The sequence below is a fragment of the Microbacterium sp. ARD31 genome (assembly GCF_031844425.1).
In genome coordinates, this window is record NZ_JAUZVE010000007.1 from 202,669 (window position 1) to 218,216 (window position 15,548).

The 15,548-nt window shown below is 70.1% G+C and carries 17 protein-coding genes and 1 tRNA gene; 7 read left to right on the top strand and 11 right to left on the bottom strand.

Annotated elements, in window-relative coordinates:
- The 7 genes from mnhG to Q9S36_RS19870 all read right to left on the bottom strand — a co-directional run bounded on the left by mnhG (position 1) and on the right by Q9S36_RS19870 (position 7,337).
- Positions 1–357, bottom strand: coding sequence for a monovalent cation/H(+) antiporter subunit G (gene mnhG / locus Q9S36_RS19840; RefSeq protein WP_217528957.1), 357 nt, complete (start codon positions 355–357; stop codon positions 1–3).
- Entirely contained in the window at positions 354–626 is a 273-nt protein-coding gene (locus Q9S36_RS19845; RefSeq protein ID WP_217528955.1) for a monovalent cation/H+ antiporter complex subunit F, read from the bottom strand. Before Q9S36_RS19845 ends, mnhG begins: the two co-directional genes overlap by 4 nt.
- The gene (locus Q9S36_RS19850; protein ID WP_311286620.1) at positions 623–1,222 is read right to left on the bottom strand and encodes a Na+/H+ antiporter subunit E; all 600 of its coding nucleotides are present in this window, start codon (positions 1,220–1,222) and stop codon (positions 623–625) included. Before Q9S36_RS19850 ends, Q9S36_RS19845 begins: the two co-directional genes overlap by 4 nt.
- Entirely contained in the window at positions 1,212–2,783 is a 1,572-nt protein-coding gene (locus tag Q9S36_RS19855) for a Na+/H+ antiporter subunit D (RefSeq protein WP_311286621.1), read from the bottom strand. Before Q9S36_RS19855 ends, Q9S36_RS19850 begins: the two co-directional genes overlap by 11 nt.
- Positions 2,780–3,301, bottom strand: a complete 522-nt coding sequence (locus Q9S36_RS19860) for a Na(+)/H(+) antiporter subunit C (protein ID WP_311286622.1) — start codon at positions 3,299–3,301, stop codon at positions 2,780–2,782. Before Q9S36_RS19860 ends, Q9S36_RS19855 begins: the two co-directional genes overlap by 4 nt.
- Entirely contained in the window at positions 3,298–6,213 is a 2,916-nt protein-coding gene (locus Q9S36_RS19865) for a Na+/H+ antiporter subunit A (protein WP_311286623.1), read from the bottom strand. The genes Q9S36_RS19860 and Q9S36_RS19865 overlap by 4 nt, the downstream gene beginning before the upstream one ends.
- An 83-nt stretch (positions 6,214–6,296) precedes the next feature.
- The gene (locus Q9S36_RS19870; protein ID WP_253035707.1) at positions 6,297–7,337 is read right to left on the bottom strand and encodes a LacI family DNA-binding transcriptional regulator; all 1,041 of its coding nucleotides are present in this window, start codon (positions 7,335–7,337) and stop codon (positions 6,297–6,299) included.
- A 65-nt stretch (positions 7,338–7,402) separates the two neighbouring features.
- Between Q9S36_RS19870 and Q9S36_RS19875 the strand changes: the two genes are divergently transcribed.
- Complete coding sequence (locus Q9S36_RS19875; protein ID WP_253035708.1) at positions 7,403–8,617, top strand: MFS transporter; 1,215 nt, start codon at positions 7,403–7,405, stop codon at positions 8,615–8,617.
- Between the two features lie 6 nt (positions 8,618–8,623).
- Here Q9S36_RS19875 and nucS read toward each other — a convergent pair whose 3' ends face one another.
- Positions 8,624–9,310 (bottom strand): endonuclease NucS, encoded by a 687-nt coding sequence (gene nucS / locus Q9S36_RS19880; protein WP_311286625.1) that lies wholly within the window; start codon positions 9,308–9,310, stop codon positions 8,624–8,626.
- Between the two features lie 300 nt (positions 9,311–9,610).
- Between nucS and Q9S36_RS19885 the strand changes: the two genes are divergently transcribed.
- Positions 9,611–10,288 (top strand): HAD hydrolase-like protein, encoded by a 678-nt coding sequence (locus tag Q9S36_RS19885; RefSeq protein WP_064002833.1) that lies wholly within the window; start codon positions 9,611–9,613, stop codon positions 10,286–10,288.
- A 4-nt stretch (positions 10,289–10,292) separates the two neighbouring features.
- On the opposite strand, the gene Q9S36_RS19890 is transcribed toward Q9S36_RS19885, so the two are convergent.
- Complete coding sequence (locus tag Q9S36_RS19890) at positions 10,293–10,499, bottom strand: cold-shock protein (protein WP_064002832.1); 207 nt, start codon at positions 10,497–10,499, stop codon at positions 10,293–10,295.
- Positions 10,500–10,674: 175 nt separating this feature from the next.
- On the opposite strand from Q9S36_RS19890, the gene Q9S36_RS19895 reads away from it, so the two are divergent.
- The 3 genes from Q9S36_RS19895 (at position 10,675) to Q9S36_RS19905 (ending at position 13,059) form a co-directional block, all read left to right on the top strand.
- Entirely contained in the window at positions 10,675–12,321 is a 1,647-nt protein-coding gene (locus Q9S36_RS19895; protein WP_311286626.1) for an FAD-dependent oxidoreductase, read from the top strand.
- Between the two features lie 2 nt (positions 12,322–12,323).
- Complete coding sequence (locus Q9S36_RS19900) at positions 12,324–12,590, top strand: metal-sensitive transcriptional regulator (protein ID WP_311286627.1); 267 nt, start codon at positions 12,324–12,326, stop codon at positions 12,588–12,590.
- Positions 12,591–12,663: 73 nt separating this feature from the next.
- Positions 12,664–13,059, top strand: coding sequence for a VOC family protein (locus tag Q9S36_RS19905; protein WP_311286628.1), 396 nt, complete (start codon positions 12,664–12,666; stop codon positions 13,057–13,059).
- Between the two features lie 65 nt (positions 13,060–13,124).
- Here Q9S36_RS19905 and Q9S36_RS19910 read toward each other — a convergent pair whose 3' ends face one another.
- Both Q9S36_RS19910 and Q9S36_RS19915 read right to left on the bottom strand, forming a co-directional pair.
- Positions 13,125–13,715: a GNAT family N-acetyltransferase gene (locus Q9S36_RS19910; protein ID WP_311286629.1), complete on the bottom strand. Its 591-nt coding sequence runs from the start codon at positions 13,713–13,715 to the stop codon at positions 13,125–13,127.
- Between the two features lie 332 nt (positions 13,716–14,047).
- Positions 14,048–14,131, bottom strand: a tRNA-Leu gene (locus tag Q9S36_RS19915).
- A 143-nt stretch (positions 14,132–14,274) separates the two neighbouring features.
- Here Q9S36_RS19915 and Q9S36_RS19920 point away from each other — a divergent pair.
- The gene (locus Q9S36_RS19920) at positions 14,275–15,009 is read left to right on the top strand and encodes a DUF3662 and FHA domain-containing protein (protein WP_064002828.1); all 735 of its coding nucleotides are present in this window, start codon (positions 14,275–14,277) and stop codon (positions 15,007–15,009) included.
- Entirely contained in the window at positions 15,006–15,542 is a 537-nt protein-coding gene (locus tag Q9S36_RS19925; RefSeq protein ID WP_311286631.1) for an FHA domain-containing protein, read from the top strand. Before Q9S36_RS19920 ends, Q9S36_RS19925 begins: the two co-directional genes overlap by 4 nt.
- Positions 15,543–15,548: the final 6 nt, after the last annotated feature.

Consider the following 15,548-nt stretch of genomic DNA (forward strand, 5'->3'; position numbering starts at 1 on the left):
TCAGCCGCCCGCGCCGGGCGGGGTCTCCTTAGCGTCGGCGAGCTCGTCGACGTGCAGGGTCCGCCGGTCGATGGTGCCGTTGCGGTACGCCTGGCGCCCGACCATGTGGGCCGACAGCGGCGCCGTCGCGAACTGGATGACGAGCACGGGCACGAGGAAGGCGACGACCGCCCACGACTGCAGCTCGATCCCCACCGCGATGGCGATCAGCAGGAGCCCGAGCACCTGCGGCTTGGTCGCCGCGTGCAGGCGGGTCGGCACGTCGCGGAGGCGCAGCAGTCCGATCGCGGCCGTCAGGCACAGGAGCGCCCCCGCGAGGATGAGGACGAGCGACACGACGTGCAGGATCTCGGTCATCGCTCGGCTCCGTCCCGGCGGGCGACGAACCGCGCGATCGAGACCGACCCGAACACGCCGACGGCCGCGACGATCAGCAGCACGGGAAGCGTCCGCGTGTGGTGGTTGATCGCCATCTCGGCGCCGAGCGCGCAGATGAGGAGCGTCAGCAGGACGTCGGAGGCGACGGCGCGGTCGAGGATCGAGGGCCCGACGATGATCCGCCAGACGGTGAGCAGGGCGGCGACACCGAAGACGGCGCAGATGACGACGATGAGGGCGGTGGTCACGAGCGCTCCTCCTTCACGCGGGTGCGGATCTCGGCGCCGCCGGCGCCCGACGCGCGGATCGCCTCGAGCTGGACGGGCGAGCCGACGGCCCGCACGATCCGCGCCTCCCAGCGCTGCACCATCCGCCGCTGCGCGTCGACCTCGGCATCCGTCGCGGCGCCGAGGACGTGCAGGTAGAGGATGCGGCGGTCGCGGTCGGTCTCGAGGACGAGCGAACCGGGGATGAGGGATGCCGTGACCCCGACGTGCGCCATGATCAGGTCGTCGTCGGTCACGAGCGGCACCGCGACGACCGAGGCGCCGGGCTGCCGGCCGGGCCGGACGACCTGCCACGCCACGACGAGCGAGCCCTTCACGACGGCGCCGAGGAACTGCACGAGGAAGACGAGCAGCCACCACGGGTTGAGGCGTCCGGAGAGCTCGACCGGAGGCAGACGGAAGACGCTCGTCACGAACACGGCGACGACGGTCCCGGTCAGGAGGGCGAGTACGGTGAACTGACCCCACAGCAGCATCCAGAGTGCGATGAGCCAGAGGAAGAACGGCAGCTGCCGCCAGATGCCGGTCAGCGCGCTGCGCTTGACGTCAGTTCCCATCGTTCACCTCGTCCTGCAACTGGGTGAGGCTCACGGGGTAGGGAAGCGCCGCGCCGATGCTCGCGCAGAGGTTGTAGAGCGGCCCGGCGAAGAGGGTCAGCGCCACGGTGACGGCCACCATGCCCGCCGTAGAGGCGGTCATGATGCGCGGGATGACGCGGCGCTCGGTCTGCACACCGGCGGCGGGGGCGTCGCCCAGGTACGAGATGCGGTCGACGACACCGGACTCTTCGGTGTGGTCCTCCTCCTCGCGCCAGAACGCGAGGTTCCACGCGCGCATCAGCGCCAGGAGCGTCAGGAGCGAGGTCACGATCCCCGCGACGATGAGGGCGTACATGATCGGCGTGCCGACCTCGGCGGCCGCGTTGAACAGCGCGTACTTGCCGATGAAGCCCGAGAACGGCGGCAGACCGCCGAGGTTGATGGCGGGGATGAAGTAGAGGACGGCGAGCACCGGCGCCGCCTTCATGAGCCCCTTCACCTTGAGGATCGACGTGGACCCCGCCCGGCGCTCCACGAGCCCGACCGCGAGGAACAGGGTGGTCTGCACGACGATGTGGTGGACCATGTAGTAGATCGTGGCGCCGAGGGATTCCGGTGTCGCGATCGCAAGGCCGAAGACCATGTAACCGATGTGGCTGACGAGTGTGAACGACAGGATGCGTTTGAGCTCGGCCTGCGCGACGGCGCCGAGGATGCCGACCACCATCGTCGCGAGCGCCACGATCAGCAGCAGCTGGTTGACGTCGTTCTCTCGGAAGATCTGCGTCTCGGTGCGGATCATCGCGTAGACGCCGACCTTCGTCAGCAGGCCCGCGAACACCGCCGTGACCGGCGCCGGCGCGGTCGGGTACGAGTCGGGCAACCAGAACGACAGCGGGAAGACCGCCGCCTTGATGCTGAAGGCGAGCAGCAGCATCAGGTGAAGGACGAGCTGCACCTCGTCGGGGAGCTCCCCCATCCGGTCCGCCAGCTGGGCCATGTTCACGGTGCCGAGCGCGCCGTAGATGGCGGCGATCGCGGCGAGGAAGAGGATCGACGAGACGAGCGACACGACGATGTAGACGGCGCCGGTGCGGATGCGGGACTCGGTGGACCCGAGCGTGATGAGCACGTACGACGCGACTAGCAGGATCTCGAAGCCGACGTAGAGGTTGAAGAGGTCGCCCGCGATGAACGCGTTGAAGATGCCCGCCGCGAGGATCAGGTACGACGGGTGGAAGATCGAGACCGGGGTCTCCTCGTCGCCATCGGCCGCACCCTGGCCGACCGAGAAGAGCAGGACCGCGAGCAGCACGATGCTCGAGACGAGCACGAGCAGCGCCGCGAGGCGGTCGACGTACAGCACGATGCCGAACGGGATCGGCCATCCGCCGACCGACACCGCCAGCGGCATCCCGCTCACATCCACGTAGTACAGCAGCACGGCCGCGACGGCGGCGGCGACCGTGAGGGTCACGATCGAGACGCCCACCTGCACGCGGCGGCGGCGGCCGAAAATCAGCGCGATCCCCGCGCCGAGCAGCGGCAGGGTGACCAGGAGCGGGACGAGCGCGGTCATCGCGGGCCTCCCGGGGTGTCCGTCGGGGCGTCGTCGCGCAGTTCGGCGATGTCCTGCGCGTGGAGGATCACGATGGGCGAGGTCTCCGTCCCGATGAAGTCGGTCGTGGCGTCGTCGTCCTCGTCCGTGATCTCGTCGTCCATCGTCTCCTCGTCGCGGGCGCCGCGCTCGCGCACCTCGCGGTCGGCCTCGTCGTCGGTGACGGTGTCGGCCTGACCGAGCTGCCAGGAGCGGTAGATGAGGGCGAGCAGGAAGGACGAGATCGCGAACGTGATGACGATGGCGGTCAACGAGAGCGCCTGCGGCAGCGGGTCGCTGAAGGACTCCCCCTCGCCGGCGCTGCCGTAGAAGGGTGCGACACCCGGGACGCCCATGACGACGAGCAGGAAGAGGTTGGCGGCGTTGCCGAGCAGCAGGAAGCCGATGAGGACGCGCGTGAGGCTGCGCTCGAGCATCGCGTACACCCCGGCGGCGAACAGCACCCCCATGATGATGACGAGGACGAGCGAAACGGTCATGCGGTCACCCGCTCCCGCTGCGCCTGCGTCTGCCGGTCGACCTCGGCGCCGAGCGACCGCAGCACGTCGAGGACGAGCCCGATGACGACGAGGTAGACGCCGACGTCGAAGATCGTCGAGGTCACGAACTCGACCTCGCCGAGGAGCGGCAGTTCGGCCTTCCAGTAGGTGCTGGTCAGCGGTGCGGCGCCGAAGAACAGGGGCACGATCGCGCACGAGAGCGCGAGGACCATGCCCGCGCCGAGCAGGCGACCGGCATCGGTGGGCGCGGCGGCACCGAGCTCCCAGCGTCCGCCCGCCACGTAGCGCATCACGAGGGCCATGCCCGCGACGAGGCCGCCCGCGAAGCCGCCGCCGGGCAGGTTGTGACCGGCGAAGAGCAGGTAGACCGACACGACGATGATCGAGTGGAAGAGGATGCGGACGATCACCTCGAGCAGCAGCGATCGGTTCTCGGGCTTGACCTTCAGCCCGCCGACGAGCCAGGCCTGCCGGGTCGAGCCGGGCGCCGTCGAGCGCGGGCGCGGGCCATCGGCCGTCTCGACGAGCGGACGGCGGCTGCGACCCGTGCTGGTCGGCATCGACGGCAGGACGCGGCTGTCGGAGCGGTTCGTGACGAAGACGAGCGAGGCGACACCCGTCGCGGCGAGGATGAGCACCGAGAGCTCCCCCATCGTGTCCCAGCCGCGGAGGTCGACGAGGGTGACGTTGACCACGTTCTTGCCCTGTCCGATCTCGTAGGCCAGGTCGGGGAACGGACCCGAGACGGGGTCGGCGACGCGGGCCCCCGTGGCGATGAGGGCGATCGCCGCCATCGTGACGCCGACACCGATGCCGATGACGGCCCGGACCACCGGCAGCACCGAGGCGTTGTGGTCGCCGAGACGGGCGGGGATGCGGCGCAGCACCAGGGCGAAGGCGATGAGGGTCACGATCTCGACCAGGATCTGCGTGAGCGCGAGGTCGGGGGCACCGCTCGTCGCGAACAGCAGCACCATGCCGAGCCCCGTCACCGAGACGAGCACGACCCCGGTGTAGCGCTTACGGGCGCGGATCGCGACGAAACCGGCGAGGATCATGACCGGTGCCGCCAGCAGCTGGGCCGGGCTCTGCCACGCGTCGACCGCGATGCGCCATTCCGTACCGGCGAGCAGCGCCGTGGCCTCCGCCGCGACGAACACGACGAAGATCGTGCCCACGTAGAACGGCAGCGAGCCGCGCTGGGTGAGCGAGGTGGTCCAGACCGAGATGCGGGCGATGCCGCGCAGGGACAGGTTGTAGACGTCGTTCGCCGTGAACGGCATGACACGCGCCTTCAGCGGGCGCCGCTGGGTGAACCAGAACAGCAGCGCTCCGAGCGCGATCGAGCCGAGCGACAGGAACAGCGCCGGCTCCCACCCGTGCCAGAGTGCGAGGTGGGACTCCTTGCCGCCCTCTTCGAGCGGGATGCCGTCGGCGTACCCGGCGATCGCCGCGTCGACCAGCGGCGCCGCGACGCCGGCGACCATCGTGAGACCGCTCAGCACGACGGGGGCCACGAGGAAGCCGATCGGCGGGTCGGGCCACTCGGTGCGCTCGAGCGGGGCGCCGGCGGCATCCTTCTTCGTCCAGAACGCACCCCACACGAAACGGATGCCGTACGCCGCCGTCAGAGCCGAACCGAGGAGGATGCCGATGAGCGGGATGAGGGCCGCCGGCTCGGTGCCGCCCTCGAGGAACGAGGTGAGCGCGGCCTCTTTCGCGACGAAGCCGACGGTCGGGGCGACCCCCGCCATCGAGGCGATCGCGATGATCGAGAAGGTTGCGAGGGTGGGCGCCTGCCGACCGACACCCGAGAGCTCCGCGATGTCACGGGTGCTGAGCTGGCGGTCGATGACGCCGACGACGAGGAACAGCGCCGACTTGAAGAGGGCGTGCCCGACGAGCAGGGCGAGACCGGCGAGTGCGCTGTTGCGTTCGCCGTACCCGAGGACGACGGTCATCATGCCGAGCTGGCTGACGGTGCCGAAGGCGAGGATGCGCTTGAGGTCGGACTCCCGTAGCGCCTGGAAGCCGCCGAGCAGCATCGTGAAGACACCGAGTCCGATGACGATGGGACGCCAGGGGTCGGTGTCGGCGAAGGCCGGGGCGAAGCGGGCGATGAGGTAGATGCCCGCCTTCACCATGGCGGCGGCGTGCAGGTAGGCGCTCACCGGGGTCGGCGCGGCCATGGCGCCGGGCAGCCAGAAGTGGAACGGGAAGATGGCCGACTTGCTGAGCGCACCCACGAGCAGCATCACGATCGCGGCATCCAAGGCGACGGCCTGGCCGCCCTCGAAGATCGGGCCGGTCTCGAGCATCGTCGCGATGCTCGTCGTGCCGTAGAGGACGACGAGCATGACGACGCCGATGAGCATGACGAGCCCGCCGAGGGTCGTCACCAGGAGGGCCTGCAGCGCGGCACGACGGCTCGCGCCGCGCCGGTGGTAGAAGCCGATGAGCAGGTACGAGAGGACGCTCGTGACCTCCCAGAGCATGATGAGCACGACGATGTCGTCGGTCAGCACGAGCCCGTACATCGCCCCGGCGAAGGCGAGCAGCACCGCCGAGAACGTCGCGAGGCCCTCGGTCTTGCCGGCGAAGTACCAGCGGCAGTAGATCATCACGAGCGCGCCGACGCCGCTGACGATGAGGGACATCACCCACGACAGGACGTCCATCCGCATCGACACCTGCACCGCGAGATCCGGGATCCAGGTGTATGTCTCGAACGGGATATCCCCGGCGAGCACGGCGGGGCTCTGCCAGGCCGTGTGCACGAAGGCGGCGATCGGGACGATGGCCGCGACGAGGAAGGTGCGTGACCCGAGGCGCGCGACGAGTGCCGGAAGGAGGATGGGCACGAGCGCGAACGCGGCGAGGAGGATCAGCAACCTGGCCTCCTCTGTGCACTCGCGGGGGTCGAGGACTCCAGTCTACCGGCTGACGACCAGCCGGCGCCCGGCGGGTTCCCAGGTCAGGCGGGTACCGGACCGGTCGTGTTCCCGCGTCGGAATGTGCAGGTGAGGGTGAGTGATGCCGGGTCCCGCCCCTCGAGCATCGCGACGACGGCCTCGCCCGCGGCGCGCCCCTTCGCGATCGCGTCCTGCACGAGCGTCGTCAGGGCGTACGGCGCGAGCCCGTCGACCGTGATGCCGTCGAAACCCGTCACGCTGAGGTCCTCGGGGACACGCAAACCTGCCTCCTCGGCTGCGCGGATGACGCCGGCGGCGAGCAGGTCGCTCTGCGCGATGATCGCCGTGGGCCGCTCCCCCTGCAGCAGGACGCGACCGGCGGCGAGTCCCTCGTCGATCGAGCTCGCCCCGACGGCGTAGGCGGGCGCGTCGGGGTAGACCTGCCGCGCGCCGCGCAGGCGGTCGCGGGTGACCTCGACGGCGATTCGGCTGGGGTCGTCGATGAAGCCGCGGGGGCGCGTGGCATCCTTCGTCAGCGTGACGAGGGCCACCCGCTCGTGTCCGAGCGAGCGCACGTGCTCGGCGGCGGTGCGCTGGGCTTCGACATTGTCGAGCAGGATCTGCGGCACGTCGGGTCCGGCGTCGCCCTCGACGACGACGACAGGGATGCCGCGGCGCCCGAGGACGTCGACCGAGGACTGCAGGATCTCGTTGCACCCGAGCAGGATCGCGGCGTCGACCGGCGCCGTCGTGAGCGTGGGCGCCGACTCAACGGGTCCCTCGTCGTGGAGGAGCAGGACGCCGGCGCCGATGGGGGCGAGCGCATCGGTGAGACCGTCCATCATCGCTGCGGTGACGGGGTCGCGGAACGCGGACGCGAGGCGCTCGCGGAAGAGCACGGCGACGACGCCGGCACGTCCGGTGCGCAGGGACGCGGCCCGCGGATCGGGGCCTGTGTACCCGAGGGCCTCGGCCGCTTGCAGCACTTTGGCGCGGGTGGCGTCCGACACGGACACCTTGCCGCTGAAGACGACGGATGCCGTCGATGCCGACACCCCGGCTTCACGCGCGACGTCGGAGATCGTCGCTCGGCGGCTGCTCATCTTTCGATCGTAGCCGCACGGATCCGATTCTCGAATCGATTCGGAGATCCCGCTAGAGTGACGCCATGACGTTGCAGCTCACCGCCTCCCGCCTGTGGACCTGGCGCCTCGCCGTGTTCGCGATCTTCACCGCGAGCGGTCTGAGCATCGCGACGTGGGCGTCGCGGGTGCCCTCGATCAAGGCCGCCCTCGGCATCGAGAACTCGACGATCGGCCTGCTCCTTCTCGGCATGGGCGTCGCGTCGATCCTCGGCCTGTCGGTGTCCTCCGTCATCGCCGCCCGCATGGGGACGCGTCGCGGGATGCTGACGGTCATGCTGGTCCTTGCCGTGGGGCTGTTCCTCATCGGCCTCGGCACCGACGTCGCGCCCTCGCTCCTGCTCGTCCTCATCGGGCTCGCCCTCTTCGGGTTCGGAAACGGCGCGCTCGACGTGCTCATGAACGTCGACGGTGCGGCGATCGAGGTCGAGGTGGGCAAGACGATCCTGCCGCTGTTCCACGCCTTCTTCAGCCTGGGCACCGTCATCGGCGCCGGCATCGGCGCGCTGGTGGCCGGTGCACGCATCGGCGTCTTCCCGCACACCGCCGTGATCGCCGTCGCGATCGTCGTCCTCGCGGTCGTCGCCTTCGCGTACGTGCCGCAGCGCGACTTCGGCGCCCCGGACGCGGCACCCAGCGGGTGGCGTTCGCGGCTGGCGGCCGCGCTGTCGGCGTGGCGCGAACCGCGCACCTACGTGCTGGGCGTGGTCATGCTCGGTATGGCATTCGCCGAGGGCGGCGCGAACGACTGGATGGCCCTCGGCGTGAGCGAGGACCACGAGGGCGGGGTCGCGCTCGGCGCCGCGGCGCTCACGGTCTTCTCCGTGGCGATGACCGTCGTGCGGGTCTTCGGCGGCCCGCTCGTCGACCGCTTCGGCCGCGTCGCGACGCTGCGGGTGCTGGCGGTCACGGCCGTGGTCGGCATCCTGCTGTTCATCCTGGCGCCGAACCTGCCGCTCGTCTTCGTCGGCGCGGCGCTGTGGGGCGTAGGCGCCTCACTCGGCTTCCCGCTCGGGATGTCGGCCGCCGCGGACGACCCCGAGCACGCGGCTGCGCGGGTGAGCGCCGCCGCGACCATCGGCTACGTCGCATTCCTGTGCGGCCCGCCGATCCTGGGTGTCATCAGCACGCACATCGGCCTGCTCAACACGCTGTTCATCATCGCCGCGCTGGTCGCGGCGTCGGGGTTCGCCTCGGGCGCCGCCAAGCCCCTGCCGGGCACCCGCGGCACCAGCCACTGAGGGGCGTCAGAACAGACGCGGAGCTCCCGACTCGATGCCCTTCATCTCGTCGTAGTCGAGGGTGACGCAGCGGATGCCGCGGTCCGCCGCCAGAACCTTCGCCTGCGGCTTGATCTCCTGAGCGGCGAAGACCCCGGTGACCGGCGCGAGGTGCGGGTCGCGCCCGAGCAGTTCGAGGTAACGGGTGAGCTGCTCGACGCCGTCGATGTCGCCGCGCCGCTTGACCTCCACCGCCACGGTGCCGCCCTCGGGGTTGCGCAGCAGCAGGTCGACCGGTCCGATGGCGGTGGGGAACTCCCGGCGCACGAGCGTCAGGTTGTCGCCGATGACGCCGACCTGCTCCGCGAGCAGCCGCTGCAGATCGGCCTCGACACCGTCCTTGACGAGGCCCGGGTCGGTGCCGAGCTCGTGCGACGAGTCGTGCAGCACCTCGTAGATCCGGATGGTCAGCTCATCGCCCGACTTGGCGTGCGTCACGCGCCACTTCTCGACGACGTCGACGTCGTCCTCGCCGGGCTCGATGACCGTCAGCGTGCACGGCGGGCTCATCCAGTTGAGCGGTTGGTGCTGGATGTCGCGGTGGAACGCGACCGTGCCGTCGGCCTTCACCATGATGAGGCGGGTGGCGGGCGGCAGGTGGGTGTTGAGGCGACCGGTGTAGTCGACGGAGCAGCGGGCGATGACGAGACGCACGGCGACGAGCCTACCCGCGGGCCCGTTCGGGATCGTCCGGGAATGGGCTCCGACGCCCCGTCCGCGGCTGACGGCTCGTACCGTGGACGGCGAGCAGGTGCGCCGGTGGCGGTCCGTCTCCGGGGGGAGAACGAGATCACCACGTCACCGGGCGCCGTCGCTGCACGCGGATTCGGGCTCGCGTGCCGCTCACCGCGGTGGTGCCGTGTCGGTGACCCGGGGTCCGACTCGGCACCTCCGCGGCTCCCGGCCGATCGCGGACCACGTCGGACGCTCCGACCCGCCCCGTAGGCTGGGGTCATGACGACACGCTCCCCCTGGTCCTGCATCCTCTGGGACGTGGACGGCACCATCGTCGATGCATCGGACGGCATCCTCAGCCGGCTCGACCGCTGCCTGAGTCACTTCGGGTACCCCGCCCCGACGCGCGCGGAACTGGTCCACTGGATCGGACCGCCCATGTACGACTCGTTCCAGAAGAACGTGGGGATGACCCCGGCGCAGGCGTCCGAGGCGGTCACCTACTACCGCGCACTCGGCAAGCAGGACGGGTACACGGCCCGCACGCGGCTCTACCCGGGTGTCGGGGAGCTCATCGCGGACATCTCGGCCGCCGGCATCCCGCAGGCGACGGCGAGCTCGAAGCCGGAGGTCCAGGTCGTCGCGCTGATGGAGCACTACGGTCTGGCCGAGCACATGCAGGCGATGGCGGGCGCGACCCCGGACGAGAAGACCCTCGCCTCGAAGGCGGACATCGTGGCGGAGTCACTGCGGCGGCTGCGCTCGATGGGGGTCGACACGAGCCGACCGATCCTCATCGGGGACCGCCATCACGACATCGACGGGGGCGCGGCGAACGGCGTGCCCGTGATCTTCGTGCGGTGGGGCTTCAGTTGGCCCCACGAGTCAGAAGGAGCGCAGGCGGCGGTCGACACGATGGTCGAACTCCGCCGCCTGCTCCTCACTGAAGAGGTGTGAAACCTCAGAGGGGACGGATGTTCTCCGCCTGAAGACCCTTGGGGCCCTGTGCGATGTCGAACTCAACTCGCTGGTTCTCTTCCAGCGAGCGGTAGCCCGACGATTCGATGGCCGAGTAGTGGGCGAAGACGTCGGCGCCGCCTTCATCGGGAGCGATGAACCCGAAGCCCTTCTCCGAGTTGAACCACTTGACGGTACCGCTGACGCTCATGAACTGCCTTACTGATTGTTGCCGGCGACACGTCCGCCGGTCGTTCCCCAACCTAGCCCTCGCAGCCTGTGCAGTCACCCCCCACGTGCGAAGGTGACACAAACGTTGCCGGGCGTACACCCGGCGTCTGCCCATCCGGCGACCGCAGCGATACCCCCCGGGGTATCATCGGGACATGCGGACCATCATCATCGGAGGTGTCGCGGCAGGGATGTCGGCGGCCACCCGCCTGCGCCGTCTCGACGAACAGCGGGATATCGTCGTCTTCGAGCGCGGCGCGCACGTCTCCTTCGCGAACTGCGGACTCCCTTATTACATCGGCGGCGTGATCGCCGACCGGTCGTCGTTGCTGCTGCAGACCCCCGCATCGCTCGCCGCGCGCTTCGCGCTGCGCGTGCACGTGCGGCACGAGGTGACGGCGATCGACGCCGCGTCCAAGGTCGTCACGGTGCGCGACCTCGATGCCGGCACCGAACGGGACGAGCCGTTCGACGACCTCGTGCTCGCCATGGGAGCGGCGGCGACCAGCGGCATCCCGGGCGAGGGCGTTCCGGTCGCGACCCTGCGCAGCGTCGACGACGTCGATGCGATCACCGAGGTCCTCGCGGGGCTGCGGACGCCGCGGACGGTCGTGGCCGGTGGCGGGTTCATCGGCGTGGAAGCCGTCGAGAACCTCGCGCACCGCGGCGCGCAGGTCACCCTCGTGCAGCGCGGGGCGCAGGTGCTGAGCGCCCTCGACCCCGAGATGGCCTCGCCTGTCCACCGTGCGCTGTCGACCGCCGGAGTGGACGTCCGCACCCGGACCACCATCGAGCGCCTCGAGGCCGGCGCCGTCGTCCTGTCCGACGGCAGCCGCGTGCCCGCCGATCTCGTCGTCGACGCGCGCGGGGTGCGTCCCGACGTCCGGATCGCCGAGGCCGCGGGCATCGCACTCGGCCCGACCGGCGGCATCGCCGTCGACGACCGGCACCGCACGAACATCCCGGGCGTGTGGGCCGTGGGCGATGCGGTCGAGAAGACCGACCACCTCGACGGCGCCGCGACCCTCGTCACCATGGCGGGCCTCGCCAACCGGCACGGCCGAGCCGCGGCCGACGACATCGCCGGCGTCGCCACCGCACCCGCGACCCCCGCGCTCGGGACGACGATCGTCGGCATCCTCGGCCTCACGGTCGGGCTCGTCGGCTGGAGCGAGCGCCGGCTCGTCGCGGCGGGCCGGGCACGCCGCGTCGTGCACACCCACCCCTTCTCGCATGCGACGTACTACCCGGGTGCCGAGCAGATGGCGATGAAGCTGCTCGTCGACCCCGAGACCGACCTGATCCTGGGGGCGCAGATCGTCGGCGGAGCCGGCGTCGACAAGCGGCTCGACGTCCTCGCCGTCGCCATGACGGCCGGGCTCACGGCATCCGCTCTGTCCCAGCTCGAACTCGCGTACGCACCGCAGTACGGATCGGCGAAGGACGCGATCAACATGGCGGGGTACGTCGCCGAGAACCTCGCGACGGGAGCCGACCGCACGATCCAGTGGCACGAAGTGGATGCCGCCCGCGCGGTCGGCGCCGTCGTGGTCGACGTCCGCACAGCTGAGGAGAACGAGGCCGGTGCGATCCCCGGCGCCGTCCTCCTGCCGCTCGACGAGATCCGCGAGCGTCATTCGGAGCTGCCCGACGCGCCCCTCATCGTGCACTGCAGGGTCGGACAGCGCGGGCACACCGCGAGCCGCCTGCTGCAGCAGCTGGGGCACGATGTCCGCAACCTCGACGGCGGCTGGCTCACGTGGACCGACGGCCTCGAGGCCGCGGCGCGCGAGGAGGTCTGACGGTGTCGACGGCGCTCCGGGACGACGAGGCCGTTCGCCGCATCGCGAACCGCCTCAAGCGCGCGCAGGGTCAGCTCGCCGCCGTGATCGCCGCCGTGGAGGACGGCGGCGACTGCCGCGCGGTGGTCACACAGCTCTCTGCCGTGTCGAGCGCGATCGATCGGGCCGGGTTCGCGGTCATCGTCGCCGCCATGCAGCAGTGCCTCGGCGAGGACGACGCCGAGCTGCAGATGGCGGACCTCGAGAAGCTCTTCCTCTCGCTGAGCTGATCGGCGCGTCATCAAGGGACGGGCACCGGCATCCGCTCTGGTCACGCGGGTGACGGCGGTCTACGGTGAGCGGATGACCGGACTCACCCCGTATCTGACGTTCCCCGGCACGGCGCGCGACGCACTGACCTTCTATCAGGGGGTGTTCGGCGGCGACCTCGTGCTGAACACGTTCGCCGAGTTCGAGCGCGTCGACGGCCCCGGCGGTTTCATCGCCCACGGGATGCTGACCGGCCCGGTCGCGCTCTTCGCCTCGGACGGTGGGCCCGGGGACGAAGCGCTGGAGCTGCGCGGAGTGATGTTCGCCCTGCTGGGGGCTGCGGAGCCGGCCGTCCTCGAGACGTGGTTCGCCCGGCTGGCCGACGGAGGCCGGATCGTCGACGATCTGCAGCTGCGCGCCTGGGGCGACCACGACGGAACGGTCACCGACCGCTTCGGGGTCACCTGGCTCATCGGCTACCAGGGCTGATCCGGACGACGGGACGGAAGGCGCCGGGCCGTCTGGCAGCAGGAAGCTGGGCAGGCTTCGCAGGATCATCGGACTGGCCCAGGGGGAAGGATCTTCACGCGGCGGCTGTTCAGCGGCAGCACGCCCCACCGATACGTCGGATTGTCCTGCGGGAACCCGATGCTGACGCCTTCGAGTTGGGCGAACCGCATGTTGAGAAGCTCGCCCCGGTCGAGTGCGTGGAATCCGCTGCGTGTGTAGAACTCATATAGGCCGGGCTGTGAGTCGTCGAAGATCACCGTCACAACGGACGCGTCTGAGCCGCGGGCGTCGTCGATTCCCGCAGCGATGAGTTTCGCGCCGAGGCCGCGCCGTCGATGGGCGGGCGCTACGGCGACTTCATGGATCATCAGCATCTCGTCGGCGATGACTGACGCGACACGCATCTGCCCTCTGTAGCGCCACCGAAGCACATCCTCGGGGTTGCGGGAGGCGAACATGGCCGCCTGGATCGTGCCGTCCTCGTCTTCGGCGACCCGCAGAATGGATGGAATCCCGATCTCCGCATCCAACGAGCGAGGCGGGATCGGGTAGCCGGTCTGATCGGCGAGGTTCTCGGCGAAGAATGACCGAACTCGCTCCCGATCTTTCTCACTGCCCACTCGACGAAACTGCATCCCATTCCCTTCATCCGCAGAATCGGCCCCGGCGCGTGACCCATACTCAAGGGTCCGAAGCCTAGTCAGCGCCGCTCGGTGGCCCGCTCATGGAAAGCACAACCGCCTGCGGTCCGTCCCCCCGCCGAGTAAGTCCATGGCGTACGGGGCCGGTAACGGGGGCGACATCAGGGAACGGATCATGGCGCGAGTCGTGGTTCACTGCGCCGTGTGCAGCCTCAGGGTCCTCTTGTGGAACCTGTGCCGCGACCGTCTCGATTGTTGGCATCGCCCAGAAACGACGAAGCCGGTCGGGGTTCTCACCACCGACCGGCTCCGTGTCGCACTGTCTGTGCGCGAGGGGGGAGTTGAACCCCCACGCCCTTTCGGGCACTGGCACCTGAAGCCAGCGCGTCTGCCTATTCCGCCACTCGCGCGAACCCGTGTCGCCACGGGATCAACTTTCCGAGGATATCATGGCGCGAGCCCGCCGGAGAAACGGCCGCAGCTGTGTTCCCCAGACCCTGCCAGGGTCGACAACTAGCATGTGAGCACCGGTCCAGACTGCCTGAGGAGCCCCGTGGGACTACTTGACAGCTTCGAGAAGGGAATCGAGCGCGCCGTGAACGGCGCGTTCGCGAAGACCTTCCGCAGCGGTGTGCAGCCTGTAGAGATCGCCTCCGCACTGCGTGCCGAACTCGATGCGAAGGCCGCCGTCGTCTCGCGCGACCGCATCCTCGTGCCGAACACGCTCGTCGTCCGGCTCGCCCCCGCCGACCACGAACGCATGGGCGCCCTCGGCCGCACACTGCACGACGAACTCGTCCAGCTGGTCGAGGGCCACGCCAAGGCGCAGAAGTACAGCTTCGCAGGCCCCGTCTCGCTCGCGATCAACCCCGACGAGTCCCTGACGACCGGCACCGTCCGCGTCGACTCGCGCTCCGCCTCAGCCGAGGAGGTCTCGTGGCACGGCGTCGTCGAGATCGACGGCACGCAGCACCGCCTCACCGGCAGCCGCACCGTGATCGGCCGAGGGACGGATGCCGACATCACGATCCCCGACGCCGGCACCAGCCGTCGCCACGTCGAGATCCTGTGGGACGGTCGCCGTGCGATGGTCCGCGACCTCGGCTCGACCAACGGCACCCAGCTGAACGGGCAGAAGGTCTCGGAGGCCGCCCTCGAGCCGGACTCCGTCGTCACGATCGGCCGCACGCGCATCACGTTCCGCGTCGTCGCGCAGGCGGCATCCCGCATCCCCCCGCGGCCGCAGGATCCCGCGACCCGCTTGTTCGACCTCGGAGGCCAGGCATGAGCGAACTGACACTCCTGCTGCTGCAGATCGGATTCCTGATCCTGCTGTGGTTCTTCGTCTTCGCAGTGGTCTACTCGCTGCGCGCCGACCTGTTCGGCGTCAAGGTGCGCAAGATGCCCGAGCCGGCACCGGCCGCCGCGGGCCCCGTCGCGACGGCCCCGGCCAACGCCGAGACCTCCATCGTCTCGCCGGTCATGACGCGCCCGGCGGCACCCTCGGGCCCCCAGAAGGCGACGGTCAACACCGTGTCCCGCATCGTCATCACGAGCGGACCGAAGGCCGGACTCGAACTGCCCCTCGGTGACGAGCCCCTGACGATCGGCCGCTCCAGCGAGTCGGGCCTCGTCATCCGCGACGACTACACCTCGAGCCACCACGCCCGCCTCGTCCTCTGGGGTGAGCAGTGGATGGTGCAGGACCTGGACTCGACGAACGGCACCTGGCACGACGGCGAGCGCGTGGCATCCCCCGTCCCCGTCATCATCGGCGCTCCGATCAAGGTCGGCGCCACGACGTTCGAGCTGCGGAAGTAACGGCCC